Genomic DNA, 16,906 nt, shown 5'->3' with positions numbered 1-16,906 from the left:
TTCCTCTATCACTTTCTCTGTTCCTTATTCTGCTGTTTATTTCGCTTCCGCCATATCCGGAATCGCTTCTGCTTTATACGCTCCCGCATCCAGTTTGGCTTTTGTTTCGCTGAAAGCTTTCAGTGTTTCCTCAATATCCTGATCTGTATGTGCCGCAGTTGGAATTAAGCGGTAAATGATATGTCCTTTTGGAATTACAGGATACACTACAATAGAACAGAAGATATGGTAATTCTCACGCAGGTCCATGACCATGGCTGTTGCTTCTTCTACCCCACCTTTCATATACACAGGTGTAACAGGTGTATCGGTTTTACCAATATCAAATCCTCTTTCTTTTAAACCATTCTGCAGTTTCATGGCATTGCTCCAGAGTTTTTCTTTCAACTCGGGCATGGTTCTCAACATATCGAGGCGCTTCAGGTTTCCTACCACAATCGGCATGGGTAAACTTTTGGCGAAAATCTGTGAACGGATATTGTAACGGATAAAATCGATGATGATTTTTGGTCCGGCCATAAAAGCACCAATGGATGCCATTGATTTGGCGAATGTTGAGAAATAGAGATCAATTGCATCCTGGCAGCCCTGCGCCTCGCCTGCACCTGCACCTGTTGTACCCAATGTACCAAATCCATGTGCATCATCTACCATCAGACGAAAATCGTATTTGTCTTTCAATGCTGCGATCTCTTTCAATTTACCCTGGTCACCCGCCATACCAAATACACCTTCGGTAATAACGAGTATACCACCTGTTTTTTGTTTTTCAATCAATGCAGTGGCACGTTGCATTTGTTTTTCAAAGTCCTCCATATCATTATGCTTGAATACATAACGATGTCCGGGATGCAGGCGTAGACCATCAATAATACATGCATGACTTTCCGCATCATATACAATTACGTCATGACGGCCACAGATGGCATCAATGGCACTCATGATACCCTGGTAACCGAAGTTCATGAGGATGGCATCTTCTTTTGATTCAAACTCAGCCAGTTCTCTTTCCAACTGCTCATGATAGTTACTGTTTCCACTCATCATACGCGCTCCCATGGGCAGAGCCAGACCAAATTCTTTGGAAGCTTCAGCATCTGTTTTACGCACTTCAGGATGATTGGCCAGTCCGAGGTAATTATTCAGGCTCCATACAATCATTTTTTTACCCCGAAACATCATACGACTGCCAATCTCACCTTCCAGTTTAGGGAAAGCAAAATAACCATGTGCACGTTCACGGTGCTGACCAATGGGACCATAGTTCTTAACCAGTTTCTCAAAAATGTCTGCCATATTATCAAATTATTACTTTGGTTCTGAATTTCCGCAAAATTAGTCTTTTCATCGGTAAAGGGCAAGCGCATTTATTCACGCTGCCTTATCTTCACGGTCCATTTAATCGCTTCAACATAGGAAAACTGCGTCACATGAAAAAAATGCTGTTGATAACTGTACTTTCCCTGCTGGTTAGTACCGGGTTTGGTCAGAATACCTCTTCCGCCTCTCCAACGCCTGTTGCCCGCCCTAAACTGGTCGTGGGCCTCATGGTGGACCAGATGCGCTGGGATTATCTGTATCGTTACCAGAATCGTTACGGAAAAGCCGGTTTTAATCGTTTACTGAACCAGGGATTTAGTTGTGAGAACACATTTATACCATATACGCCTACTGCAACCGGTTGTGGACATGCCTGTGTGTACACAGGTAGCGTTCCGGCCATCAATGGCATCACCGGCAATAACTGGTGGGACAGCAAATTGCAGAAAAGTGTTTATTGCGCAGAAGATAAGTCGGTAAAAACAGTTGGATCAGATAGTAGGGATGGTGAAATGAGTCCGGTAAATATGGTAAGTAATACTGTGACCGATGAACTGCGTCTGGCCACCAATTTCAGAAGCAAGGTAATTGGCATATCGATTAAAGATCGTGGCGCTATTCTTCCAGCCGGACATTCGGCCAATGCTGCTTACTGGTACGATGAATCGAAAGGTATTTTTATCAGCAGTACTTATTACATGACTGATCTGCCACAGTGGGTGAAGGATTTCAATGCAAGAAAATTACCTGATACTTATTATAAAGAAGGATGGAAAACCTTGTATCCTGTTGAAACATATACACAGAGTACAAGTGATGCAAAAGATTATGAACGAACAGAAATTGGCCCCAAGAACAGTTTCCCCTACGACATGAGTGCTTATGTAGGAAAAGACTATTACAAACTCCCCTTCCTTCCGCAAGCTGCCACTTATACATTTGAAATGGCAAAAGCTGCTGCCATCAACGAGCAAATGGGCAAAGGCAGGGAAACCGATTTTCTGGCAGTAAGTATTTCTTCACCTGATTATTCCGGACATAGTTTTGGTCCGAATGCAGTTGAACTGGAAGATACCTACCTGCGACTGGACAAAGACATTGAACAATTCCTGAATTTCCTTGACGCTCAGGTGGGCAAGGGGAATTATTTGTTATTCCTTACAGCCGATCATGGCGCGGCGCATGTACCCGGCTTTTTAAAGGAGCATAACCTGCCGGGTGGTTCTATTCCATTGGGAAATGTGGTGAGAAAAGTAAACTCTGAATTGTTGTCGAAATACAAATTGAAAAACGGCATCATTAATTCTACCTATTACAACCTTGCATTAAATCATAAAGAAATCGATTCACTGGACCTGGATACCGACGAAATCAAATCTTTCATCATTAAAACGATGGAAAAAGAAGAAGGTATCTATCGTGTTGTTGACAAAGAGGAACTGGGTGAATCGAATTTACAGCAAACCATCCGGGAACGTTTAATCAATGGCTACTATCCTTACAGAAGTGCTGACTTACAGGTAATTCCCAAACCCAATTGGTTTAAAGATAATCCCAAAGGTACCGATCACAGTGTCTGGAACCCTTATGATGCGCATATTCCACTGGTTTGGTATGGCTGGAAAATACGGAGTGGTAAAAGCAACCAGGAACACTATATGACAGATATTGCTGTTACCATTGCGGCCATGTTAAGTATTCAAATGCCTAACGGTGCCGTTGGAAAAGTAATTACGGAAATAACAGGCAACAAATAGTGCTTATTTAACCAGAGTGTGGAGAATACACCAACCTGTTGCTTATCTGGTTTTCCGTATTACATTCATTACTGATCACATCTACCAGTAATGGCCATAAGTTATCCTGGAATTTTTTCCTGAATATACCGATGTGCCCTACTTTACAGGTTGTATATTTTTCAACCTGCAGCTTGTAGACTTTTGATGGAGCGTTTGGAAAAAAATCCATCATCATTGGAGCAGTGATATCATTTGCGAGTTGATCATCGCTCATATAGATGGATGTAATTGGAATGGTAAACCCATAAAACTTATCCAGGTTTATTGTTTTCAGTATGGCAGACCTGAAATAGGTTTTACTCAAACACCATTCCCTCCATTCTTTCATCATATTTCTCGGGAGGTTTTCACCCCAGCCAATTTTTTTCATTGCGCCATAACCAAATAACCCAACCATCAATGGGCCAATAAAAAACCAAAGAGCCCAGATTTTCCATTTGATGGCTGAAGGGAAATAGCCCCAGTATCCAAATGCTGCACTGATGGCGATTACCTTGCGGATATATTGCTGCTGTTTAACAAATCCAACCATTTGCGCACCAACGCTATGCCCCACCCATATAATATTGGTTGCTCCTTTTACATGCACCATAAAGTTTAATACTGCGTTCATATCCAGTATGCCCCATTCGTGCATATACGAAGTACAGGTTTTTAAATGCTGTGGTGCCGATTGGCCAATACCCCTGTAATCGTATAACAAAACACTATACCCATTTTGCACCAGGAACCTGGCGAAATTGATGTAAAACTCTTTTTTTATCCCGGTAGCCGAACTGAGAATAACATAACCAATACTGTCTCCAACCGGCTTGCTATAAAGTGCACTCAATTTATATCCATCCGCTGCCGTAATCGTTAATATTTGCATAAAGTATACCCCTCATTTATTTTATTAGTGATACATACCTAATCAACATCTGTCGTAAGCGTTTCCTGTTTTTCTGAACATGAAAAGACCCGCATAGAAATACAGGTCGTTGCGTGCTTAATCAATAAACGACACACATGAGATCTTTACTAATAGTATTATTTGAATCTGTATAGCCTGATGGCGGCTGATTCAGTTTCGGGGGGATATTAATTTATTCGATCCTGTAGCCTGTACCGGCAATATTTTTTTTCTGTTTTGTTATATTATACTGAACATTTAAAAATCAAGAATAGGCTGCAAGAAATAATAAACCATTCAGATAATGCATAAAAAAAAGAGCAGTGACCATGATATTCGACGAACATCATGCTATACCGTTCCATTTATAATTTCAATTTTTGAATTTCTGCCTCATAATCTCTGATACTCGCTCTTCGCTCTGCAGGTGTATGTTGAATAACCAGTTCCCAATATTCAATGGCTTCCTTTTTTTTGCCAAGTGCTGTAGACCATAATGCCATCCCTAAATTAGTCCAATAACTTTCTGTGGGGAATCTGTTCGAGTTAAACCTAAAAATTTCTCCTGCTTTATCCTTATATCCCTTCCTGAGGATATTTCTTCCCAATACAAAAATATCCACTGCGCCGATTCCATTTAACTGACTCAATTGTTTAAATGTCTGGTCGGCATCATCCATTCGTCGTAACTCAGTCGCAAGTTCATATTTGATCCTTAAGGCATTTGCATCAATTACACCATTCATTTTAACGGTATCCATTGCGTTGTTGATAAACCATAGTCCTCTTTCCAATTGAACCATACTGTCGAGGCAAAACTTCGCCGCCCGTACCCAGTTACGGGCATCAAAGCCTGCATAACCCACCAATTCTTCTTTCATTTTTGCTACATACAGATCGTTGGCACCGGGAAGTTCAATATTCAATCCAATCCGCTTATCCTCCCAGTTCAGCCAAAGAGAACAGGAAGCAGATTGTCGCTGGTCAAAAGAATAACTCAGCCATTCAGTATAAGGTGCTTTTTCCGGACTAGCTTCAATGCGAAGCATATCTTCACCCGAGTTATAATAATAAGTGCCCCAGCTTGTTGATGTAGAAGACAATATCCAGGTCCAGGGTTTTAGCGAATCTACCATCAACATCAACCCATAAGTACCAGCCGGAATTGGTTTGCCATTTACACGCATGGGATGTGAAAACTGGATAGTAGTAATTTCATTGGCTCCAGCACGCCATGGCGACGTTGATGCAGTGCCATAACCAAGGTTCTCCATTCCATAATGCACCAGCTTACCCCAAATATTGCCTCTACGGTCTTTCCCTGTATGATCATGCACATCAGGTCCCCGATAGGTAACAGTTACCGAACCTAATCCCATCCATTGAGATACACTTGATTTTTGGTTACCTCCGTTGGGAACTTGTGTGATGGTAATTGTTTGTGCTTTACTGATTTGATGTAGCAGGCAAAACAAAACAAAAAGGAAGCTGATTTTTTTCACAGTGGGTATAATTTATGCGTCAAATTATACTCACTGCATCTCCCATAAAAAAGATACCCGACCAACTACTGTAGAAATCGACCAAAGACTAATTGTTTGCCTATTATTCCATTATCATGCGTTTTCAAATACTACCTTTACAGCTTCTGTAAACCTTTATCTAGGATGAAAAAGAAACAAAAAAAATCATGGGTCATCTATCATATTCTGTTTTGGATTACCATGTTCTGTTCTTTCATACTCGATGTCATCAGTTTTCTGCCTGATCATCCTGTCATTTTCTTTTTCTCTCTTTTTTACCGCGTTTTTTTATTAGCCCTTATCACCTATATCAATCTCTGGTACCTGATTCCCCGATTTTTTATCCAGCGGAAATTTGTCCAGTACTGTCTGTTTCATTTGTTACTCATGACGGGATTTGCTTTTTGCTATCAGGCATATTACCCAAGCGTATCAGAACTGTTCATCACTTATAAAACAAACCCCATCCAGTTCTGGAACAATTATTTTGTGGCATTGCGTTACGTGCTTATTTCATCGCTCTTTTACTACCTGAAAGAACAGTTTACACAGAAGGAAAAGTTTGACGCCATGAGAATCGATTATTTATATACTGAATTAACATTACTCAAAGCCCAGATAAACCCTCACTTCTTATTCAATACACTCAATAACCTGTACGCTTTATCACTGAAAAATTCCGAAAAGACCCCAGCATTAATATTGAAATTATCTGACATGATGGAATACATGTTATATGAAACAGATGAAAACACCGTTCCGCTGGAAGCCGATATTACCAACCTGATTAATTATATACAATTTGAGGAAATCAGAAAAGACAGCAATGAATACCAGATCAACTATTCAATCACTGAAATTCCGAAGAATCGTTACAAAATAGCGCCCATGCTATTACTCCCCATTGTTGAGAATGCTTTTAAATATGCTCACCCCAACGATGAGAAACCAGGCAGCATTGAAATACGATGTGTGATCAAAGAGGAAACCTTGCTATTTACATGCGAGAACAGCTATGCTGATTCGATCAAAAAGCCGGGCAAAAAAATGGGCATCTTAAATTTGAAAAAAAGACTGGATTTGTACTATCCTTCCAGATACTGTTTCCACCAGGAAAAAAATACCGACACCTATAAAGTTCAACTGGAAATTCAATTATGAAAAAATACAGATGCACCATCCTGGATGATGAACCACTGGCAATCGAAGTAATAGAGAATTACGTTCAAAAAAGTAGTCTGCTGACAGTACTTAGCAAACATACACATGCAACTGAAGCCAAACTGCTGATAGAAGAACAAAAGCCAGATATTCTTTTTTTAGATATCGAAATGCCGTCAATTAATGGATTGGATTTTTTACGTTCCCTTACATTCAAACCCGTTACCATTATTACAACTGCTTACAGACAGTATGCATTAGATGGTTTTGATGCCGGGGTACTGGACTATTTATTAAAACCCATTAAATTCGAAAGGTTCGAACAGGCCTGTATACGTGCCGGAGAGTTATTGGATCTGATTCATATGAATGCCAAGATTGTTGATGCTAAATCAGAAAACCAGTTGGAAACAATTACCATTAAATCGGGCACCAGGTATACCAAACTCGATATTAAAAGCATTACACATGTGCAGGGGTTAAAAGATTATGCGATTGTGTATGCAGGCAAACAGAAACATGTTATACTGGGCTATATGAAAATTATAGAATCAAAATTACCAGACGATCTGTTTATACGTGTACATAAATCGTTTATCGTCGCCAGAGATAAAATAAGGTTAATACAGCATGGAAAAATTCATCTCGACGACCAGCAAATACCTATCGGACGATCCTATAAAAAAACAATTGATGCTTTTATGAAAACGATATAGGCATTGCATTATCACAATACACTAATCTCTTATGGCAGTAGCATTAAACGATACCATCTCCCATGTACCATTGTGATGTAAATAATAATTACAGATTTGCAGCGCCATCATTTTCGCCTGACCTATGGTAAACAATAACACATTCCTGACGATGGCAAAATCATTTCTCGGAAAAAATACTGTTTCATGTATTATACTATCCCTGAACGGTGGTATTGCCAGCGATCTGAAAGTTTTCAGCATTCCTTTGTCAAGGCTACCATCCGGATAAGTAACCCAATTCTTTTCAGATGTATTTTTCGCCAGAAATAGCTGATCGTTTCTGGCAAATGCTTTCACCCAACTCTGGTTCAACTGCAAGATTTTGGCTCCTGCTTCTGCTTTTATCAACCCACCTGGAAATCGGGGTTGCGGGTCAGGATAAGGACGCTGTATTTCAGTTAATTTGAAATGGAGAGGATCAATGTTTACCGTATTGGCTGCCACACATTTCCATCCTTCTGCATATTTGATATATACATCATTGTATCGGCTGAATTCCACAGCAGAGGAATTTTTTCCCTTATAAGGTGTAACTGCATAAACAAATGCAACTGAATCAGCCACCAACCGGATGATAACACTGTCTGCATAAAAGAAATCGATCTGATCGAATCGCTTTGCAGCAAATACGGGTGATAATGCAGTTTTTGTGAACAATTTTCCTTTTGCGGCACCCAGATGCACGAACTCATCTGCCCATAACAAACGATGATAGGTGGCCGTATCTGATTTAATCCATGATTGGATATATTGATCATTCAGGTAACGTAATCGCATTGAATCTGCCGCTCTGCGTTGTAATAAGGTTCCCTGAGCCTTTGGTTCTTGTAAAAAGGCAAGTGTAAAAAAAGCTATTAACAAAAAATAGCTAGCGGATTTATTATATGTGCATGACATAAATATATCCTAAGATAAAAACAACTAGGAGGCTTATTGTTTTAACCACTACTTAATTAGACAAGTATTATTTTTTCTCGAGCAACAACATACTTAAGACAGCATTCGTGTATCAGGCAGACAGTAATGTCAAATGAAAACTGGTACCTTTATCCTGTTCACTAACTACATTCATATCAATTTGCATGGCTTCTGCAAATTCCTTCGCGAGGATAAGCCCCAAACCACTTCCTTTTTCTTTATGCGTTCCTTCACGACTCTGTCGTTTTGCGGGATTGAACAGCTGTTGTAAAATCTCCTCATTCATACCACAACCGTTATCGGTTATCGATACCCTTATCTCCCGTTCATTCATTGTTTCGCAGGTGATGGCGATTGTTCCGGAACTGGTAAATTTATTAGCATTGCTGATGATATTCCGCATGATGAACCTAAGTGTATTTTCATCTGCCTGAACCCTGCAATCGGTATTTACCAGGTTCTTAATTTTATTGTTTTTAAGACTTGCAAATGGTTGAAGGTTACTGATGATTTTATTGGTCAAAGCTGCCAGATCTACCCGACAGAGAACTGATTTTTCATTTTTTATGAGTATGCTTCCCCATTCTACCAGGTTGGTAAGCATATCTAAAGTACTATCCAATTGTTTGTCAAGAAGCCCTAATAATTCTGATATTTCTGCTTCGGATAAGCTACTGTCCTTGGTAAGTTCAATCATGGCTTTTACTGAAGCAACGGGGCCTCGTACATCATGAGCTATAATTGAAATGATCTTATTCTTGATCGATTTAGAGGCTTCTAATTTTATTTTCTGTTCTTCAATCAGCTGATTTCTGGCTATCTCTTCTTTATTTTTCAGTCTTAGCTCAAACAGTTTCATCACCTGGTTACCAAGTATCCGCAGGGTTAATTTCTGCTCTTCTGTCAGAGAACGTGGTACATTATCAATTACACAAAGCGTACCTAATGTATAACCTGCCGGACTAACCAACGGATACCCTGCATAAAACCGTATTTTGGGATCGCCTAAAACCAGTGGATTATCAAAAAAACGTTCATCAGAAAGCGCATCTTCCACTTCCATGATATCAGACTGATGAATGGCATGTCCGCAAAAGGAAGTATCACGATCCCCATCTGTATTTTCGATACCTATTTTTGCTTTGAACCATTGCTTGTGCACGTCAAGCAGTGTGATGGTCGATATGGGTGTTTTACAAATAGAGGAGGCAAGCTGAACAATCTGATCAAAGTCTTCTTCATATTGGGTATGCAATACTTCATAGCGCAACAACTCCAGTAAACGTTCCTGCTCATTGGCGGCAATGGGGGAAAGAATCATATTCAGTCAGGGGGTCTAGGTTAGTCAACGTTTCTTTCGAAACCATAATCACGTTCTACCTTGCAAATTCTTGTTTTATAGTATTTGTACCAAATATCTCTTCCCATTTTTTGTGCCTCCAGGTGTTCTGTATTGGCTTTCCAGTTTTTAATGGCTTCAAGGCTTTCCCAATAAGAAATAGTAATACCCAAACCATTCCGCGCCGATTCAAACCCAAGGCAGCCTGGCTGTTTTAATGCCATCTGGCACATTTTGTCGGCCATTTCTTCATATCCATCTGTATCTACGGTTAATTCGTTGGTAAAGATGACCGCATAATAAGGAGGCTGGGGTGTTTTTGCAATCATAGCCTGTTGAGTGTGTGTTTGGTGAATTCATTTTCAATATTGCCCGTATTTAAGGTGGATGCAGGTTCAAACAGCATTACCCATACTTCTTCTGCAGCATTGGGTCTGTGCTCCACCCCTTTGGGCACCACCAGGAAATCGCCTTCCATTAGTTCAATATTTTTATCTCTAAGCTCCATTACAAAGGATCCTTTGATCACATAAAACAATTCGTCTTCCTGATCATGGTGATGCCAGGTAAATGGTCCTTTAAATTTCACCAGCTTTACTTCCTGCCCATTTAATGCCCCTGCAACGGTTGGATTCCAATAACCTTCTACCTTGTCAAAAGCCTGTAGCACGTTTACTTTATCCATGGTTTATTTCTTTTGCTTCCTTCAAAAATTGTTCATGCAACTGCAATACCTGTGGAATAACCAGGTGCTGGTCATCATTCAGTATCACAAAATCACATAAACGCATTTTTATTTCTTCCTGAATCTGTCTTTTCATCCTGCTCAATACTTCTTCTCTTGATACAGCATCTCTTTTCATAACGCGGTTGACTCTGATGTGCTGAGGTGCATATACGCCAATGATATAATCCATTCCTTCTGTTGACCCTGCTTCAAAGAACAACGCAGCTTCTTTGACAACATATAGTGCGTTCTGCTTATCGGCCCATTGTTCACCGGCCCTGATAGCTGCCGGATGAACCAGTGCATTCAGCTTTTCCAGTTGAAAAGGATCACTAAAAACAATATCAGCAATGAACTTACGGTTGAGCCTTCCATCTTCATACGCTTTATCACCCAATAAACTAATTATACCTGATTGTAATGATTTGTCTGTTTCCATCAATTGCCGTGCATTGGCATCGGCATCGAACACAGGTATACCCAGCACTTTAAAGATGCCGGCTATCGTAGACTTTCCGCTACCTATTCCACCTGTGAGACCAATTTTTAACATGGACTAAAGATAAAACAAGAAGGTTCGGAAAGAGACTTCCCGAACCTTTATTTTCCAGTATAAAACGGATCATTATTTTTTATCAGCCGCCTTATTGATCGCAGCACTCCATTCCATGCTCACAGAAGATTTTTCAATCTTGAGGTAGCTGCCCGGACTTACTTCCAGTTGAATGGTATTGTCTTCGTTGATCTTATTGATCACACCATGAATACCGGCGATCGTAACAATTTTGTCGCCTTTCTGCATATTCTCTACAAACTTTTTCTGCTCTTTGGCTTTTTTAGCCTGTGGGCGAATCATAAACAACCAAAATACGAGGATGATGGCACCCATCATAACCAACTGAACCATTCCTCCACCTTGTTGTCCACCCGCTGCAAGCAAAACTGAATTAAGATAAAACATTGTTATTTGTTTAAATGATAAATGACTAGTTAACTTTTACTTCTTTCACATGGCCTGTAAAGATAAGGCTGTGTTCACTTCCGTTGCGTGTATTTGTATGAACAACGACTGTTTTTCTTGTGTCGCCTGCTGCCGACCTGTTGGTATCGAAAGCTGCCATTACTTCTCCTTCCGCACCCGGCGCCACCGCTTCTTTGGTGTAACTGGGTACCGTACAACCACAGCCAGCCCGCACATTCGTAATAAACAGGGGTTTATTACCGGTATTTTTAAACCTGAATTTCAACTGTATTTTTTCGCCCTGTGTAATTGTACCAAAGTTTACCAGCGAATCGAGCCACTGAATGGTTGTATAGTTAGCCGTATCAGCCAGGTGCGATTCTGCAGCTGGTGCCGTCTTATCGGGTCCCGTACAAGCCCCCAGCCAGCAACTGATAACAGATACAATAACAGCTATTTTTTTCATAAAAAACCTTGTGTCTTATTTCTTGTATCCAATTTTCTGAATCTTCCCCGCTTCTGTGAGCTCTTTATGGATATTATCAAGAATGCCATTTACAAACTGACCACTTTGCTGGGTACTGTATTCCTTGGCCAGATCGATATATTCGTTAATGGTTACTTTGGTAGGAATGGTTTCAAAGTACAGGAGTTCAGATACACCCATACGCATCAGTATCATATCTAACTGGGCAATTCGTTCAGCATCCCAGTTTTTCAGTTTGGGTTTGATGAGTTCCGTTGCCTGTTCTTTTTTCTCAATACTGGTGACCAATAAAGATTTGGCAAACTGCCATTTCTCTGTACTGATCATTTCCTGGAGATTATAACTGCCAGGTTTCTGAATATAATTCAGCATGAGTTGCTCCATCATTTCAGCGTCGTCATCCCAATTATTGTAATGTTCTTCAATATGGCTGATGAAGGATTCATTGGGTAACATGAGATGGGTAAAAATGAGTTTGATGATTTCCTTTTCTTTCCCCTTTTCCCTCCCATCCACAGCAATATATTCCTGGTATTGGGGCATTGCTGTAAGCTCGTTGTATATTTTGTGCACCAGATCTTTATCCAGTATTTTTTCCGGTAAAAAGGTTTCTAATGCTTTCTTAAAAGTGCCACTTTCAAGTATACTCCATAACAGTTCATTTCCCGCAATTTTGGTATTTACGTTCAAATCGGCCCTGGTTGGCAGGTTACGGGATGCACGTTTTACCGCATTGGTTTCGGCGTAACGGGCCACTTCTGTTATAAAATAGAGCAGGTAAACAAACAGCGATGTTGTTTGATCGAATTGCTTTTTCAGCTCAATTTCCGGTTTCTGACGGGTCACACTGGTATCTGCAGCCTCTATCATATAAAGTAACTGCATCACTTTCACACGAATATTTCTTCTACTGATCATCTGGTAAGAACTTGTTTGGAAGCGGCAAAGGTATTGTTTTCATCTACCCCGTCAAAATGAAAAAACCCGTCCGGGAACGGACAGGTTTAACCTTGATACAACCTATAAATAACCCTTTTCAGATTACGGTTCAACAATATCAGCCCTCATAGGCAGCAGAGCGCCGCCAATGGTATTTACATCCGCATCACTCACATTGTTCTTTTTGAGTGCTGCAACCAGGTCGTTAACCAGGGCATTGAAATGCACATCTTTGATACCCAGACCCACATGTGCCGCTTTCATCGACAACCCAGTGTACTTTTCCGGTCCGCCAACTGCCTGACCAATCTGGTTTACCAGGTTCATTTTCAGGTCGTCTACACGTTCCTGCGACTTAGCTGTATTGGCAAAAAAACCGTTGATCACATTATCGGCTACTACTATTCCGATAAAGTCATCGACTACTTTTTTGATACCGGCATTACTGCCGAGTCTTTTGTACAGTTCACTTCCTGCATTCACAGGTGGCGCGTCGTCTTTTTTACATGCGGTAAACAGCATTGCGGCAGAAAATGCTATTGCCGACATACGCAACAGACTTTTTTTCATCGTTTATTGATTTATTGGTTAGTGAAAAAATGATGGCTATTTGCGGATATTGAGCGCATAAGTGATTTTCCTGAATGCAAGAAGATTCACCGGACATTCAGCTTTTGCACTCAGGGGCGCCCGCTCAGCAATGCTTTGATTATACCGACGACCGGCAGAGAGTATCGCAGAACGATTGGTTTCGCGTGGATCGATGGTAACACATAATGTCTGGCTTTTCAGGCTGACAATATTTGAATAAACCCCTTTCTGGGCCAGAAAATAACTGTCCATGGCAGCAGAATCTTTTGCGGTAAAAGAAGCCGGGAAAGTCATCACAACAATTTCAGTGGGATTTTCCAGGTAAACGCGTTCTCCCAGACTGGGTTTGTTCCAATTGGCATAAATGAACAGGCTGGCAAATAATACCAAAAACAGTATCAATATTCCTTTTGCAATACGTTTAATGAGTTTCATTTTCCTGGTTTTGGTATTATTTACGTTAACCAGATGACTTTGGATTGAACCCCGGCAAGATTTCTGAAAAGAGAGGAAATGAAAAATTGACACCAGAAACCGGAAACTTCCTGCATCTTTGCCGCCCGTTCTGACAGTGTTATAGAAGGATTTTGGCCCAAACGGCCCCAAAACTGAAATTTTGACCTGTTGCCCACTAATGGCATAATTCTCGATGAATGGCATTCAGATTTTAAACCTTATTAAATTAAAACCAATAACGTATGGCTAAGAAACTCAACGTTACTCCTCTGCACGACAGAGTAATTGTTAAGCCGGCCGCTGCTGAAGAAAAAACAGCCGGCGGAATTATTATCCCTGATACTGCAAAAGAAAAACCCCAGCGTGGAACCATCGTAGCTGCCGGTACCGGTAAAAAAGATGAGCCCATGACCGTAAAAGTGGGCGATACGGTATTGTATGGCAAATATGCCGGTACAGAAATCCAGATCGAAGGACAGGATCTCCTGATCATGCGCGAAAGCGATCTGTTAGCGATTGTTTAAATAATTTGAAAATGTGCCAATCTGAAAATTTGAAAATGAACCATTTCAATTTCAGATTTTCAAACGAAATACACACTCCTACATTTTCAAATTTCTAAATTTTCAAATTCTCAAATTAAACAAAATGGCAAAACAAATATTCTTCGATATCGAAGCAAGAAATAAAATGAAAAAGGGTGTTGATACCCTGGCTAATGCAGTGAAAGTTACACTGGGTCCAAAAGGACGTAATGTAGTAATCGAGAAAAAATTCGGTGCTCCTTCAGTTACCAAGGATGGTGTTACCGTTGCAAAAGAAATTGAGCTGGAAGATGCTATTGAAAACATGGGTGCTCAGATGGTGAAAGAAGTAGCATCTAAAACCGCAGATATTGCGGGTGATGGTACAACTACTGCTACCGTTCTGGCCCAAGCTATTATCAGCGAAGGTTTGAAAAACGTTGCCGCAGGTGCCAATCCAATGGACCTGAAACGTGGTATCGACAAAGCAGTTGCCAAAGTAATCGAAAACCTGAAAGCTCAGTCTCAGGCCGTTGGTAACGATTCTAAAAAAATTGAGCAGGTAGCTACTATCTCTGCCAACAGCGATAGCGAAATCGGAAAACTGATTGCTACTGCGATGGGTAAAGTAGGAAAAGAAGGTGTTATTACTGTTGAAGAAGCAAAAGGAACTGACACTACTGTTGATGTAGTAGAAGGTATGCAATTCGATCGTGGATACATCTCTCCTTACTTTGTAACCAACAGCGAGAAAATGGAAGCTGAATTACAGAATCCATATATCCTGATCTACGACAAAAAAATTGGCGCGATGAAAGACATTCTCCATATCCTGGAGAAAGTAGCACAGAGCGGTCGTCCATTGGTAATTATTGCTGAAGACCTCGAAGGTGAAGCACTGGCAACACTGGTAGTAAATAAATTACGTGGCACACTGAAAGTAGCTGCTGTTAAAGCACCTGGTTTTGGTGACCGCAGAAAAGAAATGCTGACTGATATCGCTATCCTCACTGCAGGTACTGTTGTAAGTGAAGAGCAGGGCTTCAAACTGGAAAATGCTGATCTGAGTTATTTGGGTCAGGCTGCTTCTATTACCATTGATAAAGACAATACCATTGTTGTTGGTGGTAAAGGTAAAAAAGCGGATATCGTTGCACGTGTAAACCAGATCAAAGCCCAGATTGAAAATACTACTTCTGATTACGATCGCGAGAAACTCCAGGAGCGTCTGGCTAAATTAAGCGGTGGTGTTGCGGTATTATATGTAGGTGCTGCTACAGAAGTTGAAATGAAAGAAAAGAAAGACCGCGTAGACGATGCGCTGCATGCTACACGCGCTGCTGTTGAAGAAGGTATCGTACCAGGTGGTGGTGTTGCCTATATCCGTGCCGTTGAATCTTTGGAAAAACTGAAAGGTGCTAACGAAGATGAAGCTACCGGTATCCAGATCGTAAAAAGAGCGATTGAAGAACCACTGCGTCAGATCGTTATCAATAGCGGTATTGAAGGTTCTATTGTGGTACAAAAAATTAAAGAAGGTAAAGGCGATTTTGGATTCAATGCACGTACAGAAGTATATGAAAACCTGTTAAAAGCAGGTGTTATTGATCCTACCAAAGTGAGTCGTGTTGCATTGGAAAATGCTGCATCTATCGCTGCCATGCTGCTGACCACTGAGTGTGTGATCGCAGACAAACCAAAACCAGAAGCGCCACATAGCCATGCGGGTGCACCTGATATGGGTGGCATGGGTTACTAAGACAGGTTTCAGCCTGAGGCTGATCATCATAAAAAAATCCCTTTCGATATCGAAAGGGATTTTTTTATGATGTATGGATTTGTTTACTCTCCTGTACCATACCTCTGGTTAAAAAATATTGGGCTAATCCATAGGTAAGCATTACAGCTATAGCAAGCATATCTTCCTGTAAACGGAACATATTCAGTGCTAGTATCGCATCACTAACGACAAATAAAATGGCTCCGGGCAAAAAGAATTTAATGGCAATTGGTTTTACTGTATCATGGGTAATTGTATGAATGGCGAGCGAGGCCATCAGGCTGATGAATAGCATATAAAACAAAACAGGCAACCGGTAACTACCCAGGTATCCATCAAGAAAAATATAAACAACTGAACTAAATAATAACATAGCGATCAGCGAAAGCACAAATACCTGTCTTGTTTCTTTTTTAACCGGTTGTAATTGCAGAAAATAATAGCTATAATTTAAATGAGCCAGTACAAAAGCAATCATCCCTGTAAGAAAAAAAGTAGCCCCATCTCCTATCAGCAAAGCATCTCCCAGAAAGGAAAAGAACAGCGCATATATTGGTCTGATTCTCCAATTGAACACTTGTTGTTGTACAATGAAATAAGTAATTAATAGTGGCACAAGCAATAATTTTGTGACTGCTCGCCAACTTTCCAGCGCAGTAAAAATGCAGATACAATGCAGTACAAGTACAATAAGAAAAGCGGGTAGTAGTATTTGTTTAAGTTTCATACAT

General features: G+C 40.5%; 19 protein-coding genes. 5 read left to right on the top strand and 14 right to left on the bottom strand.

The annotated features are described in order from the left end of the window. Window positions 1-36 precede the first annotated feature (36 nt). Window positions 37-1,296 carry an aminotransferase class I/II-fold pyridoxal phosphate-dependent enzyme gene (locus ACH3Z1_RS12520; RefSeq protein ID WP_490822313.1) on the bottom strand — a complete coding sequence of 420 codons (1,260 nt, stop codon included), beginning with the start codon at window positions 1,294-1,296 and terminating at the stop codon, window positions 37-39. 134 nt (window positions 1,297-1,430) lie between these two features. Here ACH3Z1_RS12520 and pafA point away from each other — a divergent pair, with 134 nt between their 5' ends. Further along, window positions 1,431-3,077, top strand: a complete 1,647-nt coding sequence (gene pafA, locus ACH3Z1_RS12515; RefSeq protein WP_490822312.1) for an alkaline phosphatase PafA — start codon at window positions 1,431-1,433, stop codon at window positions 3,075-3,077. A gap of 7 nt (window positions 3,078-3,084) precedes the next feature. Here the strand turns inward: pafA and ACH3Z1_RS12510 are convergent, their stop codons facing one another. Both ACH3Z1_RS12510 and ACH3Z1_RS12505 read right to left on the bottom strand, forming a co-directional pair. After that, window positions 3,085-3,990, bottom strand: coding sequence for an alpha/beta hydrolase family protein (locus tag ACH3Z1_RS12510; RefSeq protein ID WP_490822311.1), 906 nt, complete (start codon window positions 3,988-3,990; stop codon window positions 3,085-3,087). A gap of 386 nt (window positions 3,991-4,376) precedes the next feature. Beyond that, on the bottom strand, window positions 4,377-5,513 hold the full coding sequence (locus tag ACH3Z1_RS12505) for a DUF2911 domain-containing protein (RefSeq protein WP_490822310.1): 1,137 nt from the start codon (window positions 5,511-5,513) through the stop codon (window positions 4,377-4,379). Between the two features lie 165 nt (window positions 5,514-5,678). On the opposite strand from ACH3Z1_RS12505, the gene ACH3Z1_RS12500 reads away from it, so the two are divergent. Together ACH3Z1_RS12500 and ACH3Z1_RS12495 are read left to right on the top strand one after the other, a co-directional pair. After that, window positions 5,679-6,695 carry a sensor histidine kinase gene (locus tag ACH3Z1_RS12500; RefSeq protein WP_490822309.1) on the top strand — a complete coding sequence of 339 codons (1,017 nt, stop codon included), beginning with the start codon at window positions 5,679-5,681 and terminating at the stop codon, window positions 6,693-6,695. After that, window positions 6,692-7,411, top strand: a complete 720-nt coding sequence (locus tag ACH3Z1_RS12495) for a LytR/AlgR family response regulator transcription factor (RefSeq protein WP_490822308.1) — start codon at window positions 6,692-6,694, stop codon at window positions 7,409-7,411. Before ACH3Z1_RS12500 ends, ACH3Z1_RS12495 begins: the two co-directional genes overlap by 4 nt. A 21-nt stretch (window positions 7,412-7,432) precedes the next feature. Here ACH3Z1_RS12495 and ACH3Z1_RS12490 read toward each other — a convergent pair whose 3' ends face one another. The 10 genes from ACH3Z1_RS12490 to ACH3Z1_RS12445 form a co-directional block, all read right to left on the bottom strand. Next, window positions 7,433-8,230: a hypothetical protein gene (locus ACH3Z1_RS12490; RefSeq protein ID WP_490822307.1), complete on the bottom strand. Its 798-nt coding sequence runs from the start codon at window positions 8,228-8,230 to the stop codon at window positions 7,433-7,435. 232 nt (window positions 8,231-8,462) lie between these two features. Then, complete coding sequence (locus ACH3Z1_RS12485; protein WP_490822306.1) at window positions 8,463-9,692, bottom strand: GAF domain-containing sensor histidine kinase; 1,230 nt, start codon at window positions 9,690-9,692, stop codon at window positions 8,463-8,465. A 20-nt stretch (window positions 9,693-9,712) separates the two neighbouring features. Further along, window positions 9,713-10,039, bottom strand: coding sequence for an antibiotic biosynthesis monooxygenase family protein (locus ACH3Z1_RS12480; RefSeq protein ID WP_490822305.1), 327 nt, complete (start codon window positions 10,037-10,039; stop codon window positions 9,713-9,715). Beyond that, entirely contained in the window at window positions 10,036-10,395 is a 360-nt protein-coding gene (locus tag ACH3Z1_RS12475; protein ID WP_490822304.1) for a cupin domain-containing protein, read from the bottom strand. The genes ACH3Z1_RS12480 and ACH3Z1_RS12475 overlap by 4 nt, the downstream gene beginning before the upstream one ends. After that, the gene (gene coaE / locus ACH3Z1_RS12470) at window positions 10,388-10,990 is read right to left on the bottom strand and encodes a dephospho-CoA kinase (protein WP_490822303.1); all 603 of its coding nucleotides are present in this window, start codon (window positions 10,988-10,990) and stop codon (window positions 10,388-10,390) included. Before coaE ends, ACH3Z1_RS12475 begins: the two co-directional genes overlap by 8 nt. A 72-nt stretch (window positions 10,991-11,062) precedes the next feature. Then, a complete protein-coding gene (yajC, locus tag ACH3Z1_RS12465) occupies window positions 11,063-11,398 on the bottom strand; it encodes a preprotein translocase subunit YajC (RefSeq protein WP_490822302.1) in 336 nt (111 codons plus the stop codon). A gap of 25 nt (window positions 11,399-11,423) precedes the next feature. Continuing rightward, complete coding sequence (locus ACH3Z1_RS12460; RefSeq protein WP_490822301.1) at window positions 11,424-11,864, bottom strand: DUF1573 domain-containing protein; 441 nt, start codon at window positions 11,862-11,864, stop codon at window positions 11,424-11,426. A 15-nt stretch (window positions 11,865-11,879) separates the two neighbouring features. After that, window positions 11,880-12,803: a transcription antitermination factor NusB gene (gene nusB, locus ACH3Z1_RS12455; RefSeq protein WP_490822300.1), complete on the bottom strand. Its 924-nt coding sequence runs from the start codon at window positions 12,801-12,803 to the stop codon at window positions 11,880-11,882. 123 nt (window positions 12,804-12,926) lie between these two features. Next, window positions 12,927-13,394: a group I truncated hemoglobin gene (locus ACH3Z1_RS12450; protein ID WP_490822299.1), complete on the bottom strand. Its 468-nt coding sequence runs from the start codon at window positions 13,392-13,394 to the stop codon at window positions 12,927-12,929. A gap of 36 nt (window positions 13,395-13,430) precedes the next feature. After that, window positions 13,431-13,850: a hypothetical protein gene (locus ACH3Z1_RS12445; RefSeq protein WP_490822298.1), complete on the bottom strand. Its 420-nt coding sequence runs from the start codon at window positions 13,848-13,850 to the stop codon at window positions 13,431-13,433. Between the two features lie 263 nt (window positions 13,851-14,113). Here ACH3Z1_RS12445 and ACH3Z1_RS12440 point away from each other — a divergent pair, with 263 nt between their 5' ends. Further along, window positions 14,114-14,395, top strand: a complete 282-nt coding sequence (locus ACH3Z1_RS12440; protein WP_133475620.1) for a co-chaperone GroES — start codon at window positions 14,114-14,116, stop codon at window positions 14,393-14,395. Window positions 14,396-14,519: 124 nt separating this feature from the next. After that, window positions 14,520-16,154 carry a chaperonin GroEL gene (gene groL, locus ACH3Z1_RS12435; protein ID WP_490822297.1) on the top strand — a complete coding sequence of 545 codons (1,635 nt, stop codon included), beginning with the start codon at window positions 14,520-14,522 and terminating at the stop codon, window positions 16,152-16,154. 64 nt (window positions 16,155-16,218) lie between these two features. Here groL and ACH3Z1_RS12430 read toward each other — a convergent pair whose 3' ends face one another. Next, window positions 16,219-16,902, bottom strand: coding sequence for a lysoplasmalogenase (locus ACH3Z1_RS12430; RefSeq protein ID WP_490822296.1), 684 nt, complete (start codon window positions 16,900-16,902; stop codon window positions 16,219-16,221). Between the last annotated feature and the right edge of the window lie 4 nt (window positions 16,903-16,906).

Source organism: Sediminibacterium sp. FW305-C-49, assembly GCF_058231085.1.
This window is presented reverse-complemented; position numbering and strand designations above follow the sequence as displayed.

Coding starts and splice junctions, on each gene's coding strand:
- ACH3Z1_RS12520 (WP_490822313.1), bottom strand. CDS start 1,296: ATGGCAGACATTTTTGAGAAACTGGTTAAGAACTATGGTCCCATTGGT.
- pafA (WP_490822312.1), top strand. CDS start 1,431: ATGAAAAAAATGCTGTTGATAACTGTACTTTCCCTGCTGGTTAGTACC.
- ACH3Z1_RS12510 (WP_490822311.1), bottom strand. CDS start 3,990: ATGCAAATATTAACGATTACGGCAGCGGATGGATATAAATTGAGTGCA.
- ACH3Z1_RS12500 (WP_490822309.1), top strand. CDS start 5,679: ATGAAAAAGAAACAAAAAAAATCATGGGTCATCTATCATATTCTGTTT.
- ACH3Z1_RS12495 (WP_490822308.1), top strand. CDS start 6,692: ATGAAAAAATACAGATGCACCATCCTGGATGATGAACCACTGGCAATC.
- ACH3Z1_RS12490 (WP_490822307.1), bottom strand. CDS start 8,230: ATGCGATTACGTTACCTGAATGATCAATATATCCAATCATGGATTAAA.
- ACH3Z1_RS12485 (WP_490822306.1), bottom strand. CDS start 9,692: ATGATTCTTTCCCCCATTGCCGCCAATGAGCAGGAACGTTTACTGGAG.
- ACH3Z1_RS12480 (WP_490822305.1), bottom strand. CDS start 10,039: ATGATTGCAAAAACACCCCAGCCTCCTTATTATGCGGTCATCTTTACC.
- ACH3Z1_RS12475 (WP_490822304.1), bottom strand. CDS start 10,395: ATGGATAAAGTAAACGTGCTACAGGCTTTTGACAAGGTAGAAGGTTAT.
- coaE (WP_490822303.1), bottom strand. CDS start 10,990: ATGTTAAAAATTGGTCTCACAGGTGGAATAGGTAGCGGAAAGTCTACG.
- yajC (WP_490822302.1), bottom strand. CDS start 11,398: ATGTTTTATCTTAATTCAGTTTTGCTTGCAGCGGGTGGACAACAAGGT.
- ACH3Z1_RS12460 (WP_490822301.1), bottom strand. CDS start 11,864: ATGAAAAAAATAGCTGTTATTGTATCTGTTATCAGTTGCTGGCTGGGG.
- nusB (WP_490822300.1), bottom strand. CDS start 12,803: ATGATCAGTAGAAGAAATATTCGTGTGAAAGTGATGCAGTTACTTTAT.
- ACH3Z1_RS12450 (WP_490822299.1), bottom strand. CDS start 13,394: ATGAAAAAAAGTCTGTTGCGTATGTCGGCAATAGCATTTTCTGCCGCA.
- ACH3Z1_RS12445 (WP_490822298.1), bottom strand. CDS start 13,850: ATGAAACTCATTAAACGTATTGCAAAAGGAATATTGATACTGTTTTTG.
- ACH3Z1_RS12440 (WP_133475620.1), top strand. CDS start 14,114: ATGGCTAAGAAACTCAACGTTACTCCTCTGCACGACAGAGTAATTGTT.
- groL (WP_490822297.1), top strand. CDS start 14,520: ATGGCAAAACAAATATTCTTCGATATCGAAGCAAGAAATAAAATGAAA.
- ACH3Z1_RS12430 (WP_490822296.1), bottom strand. CDS start 16,902: ATGAAACTTAAACAAATACTACTACCCGCTTTTCTTATTGTACTTGTA.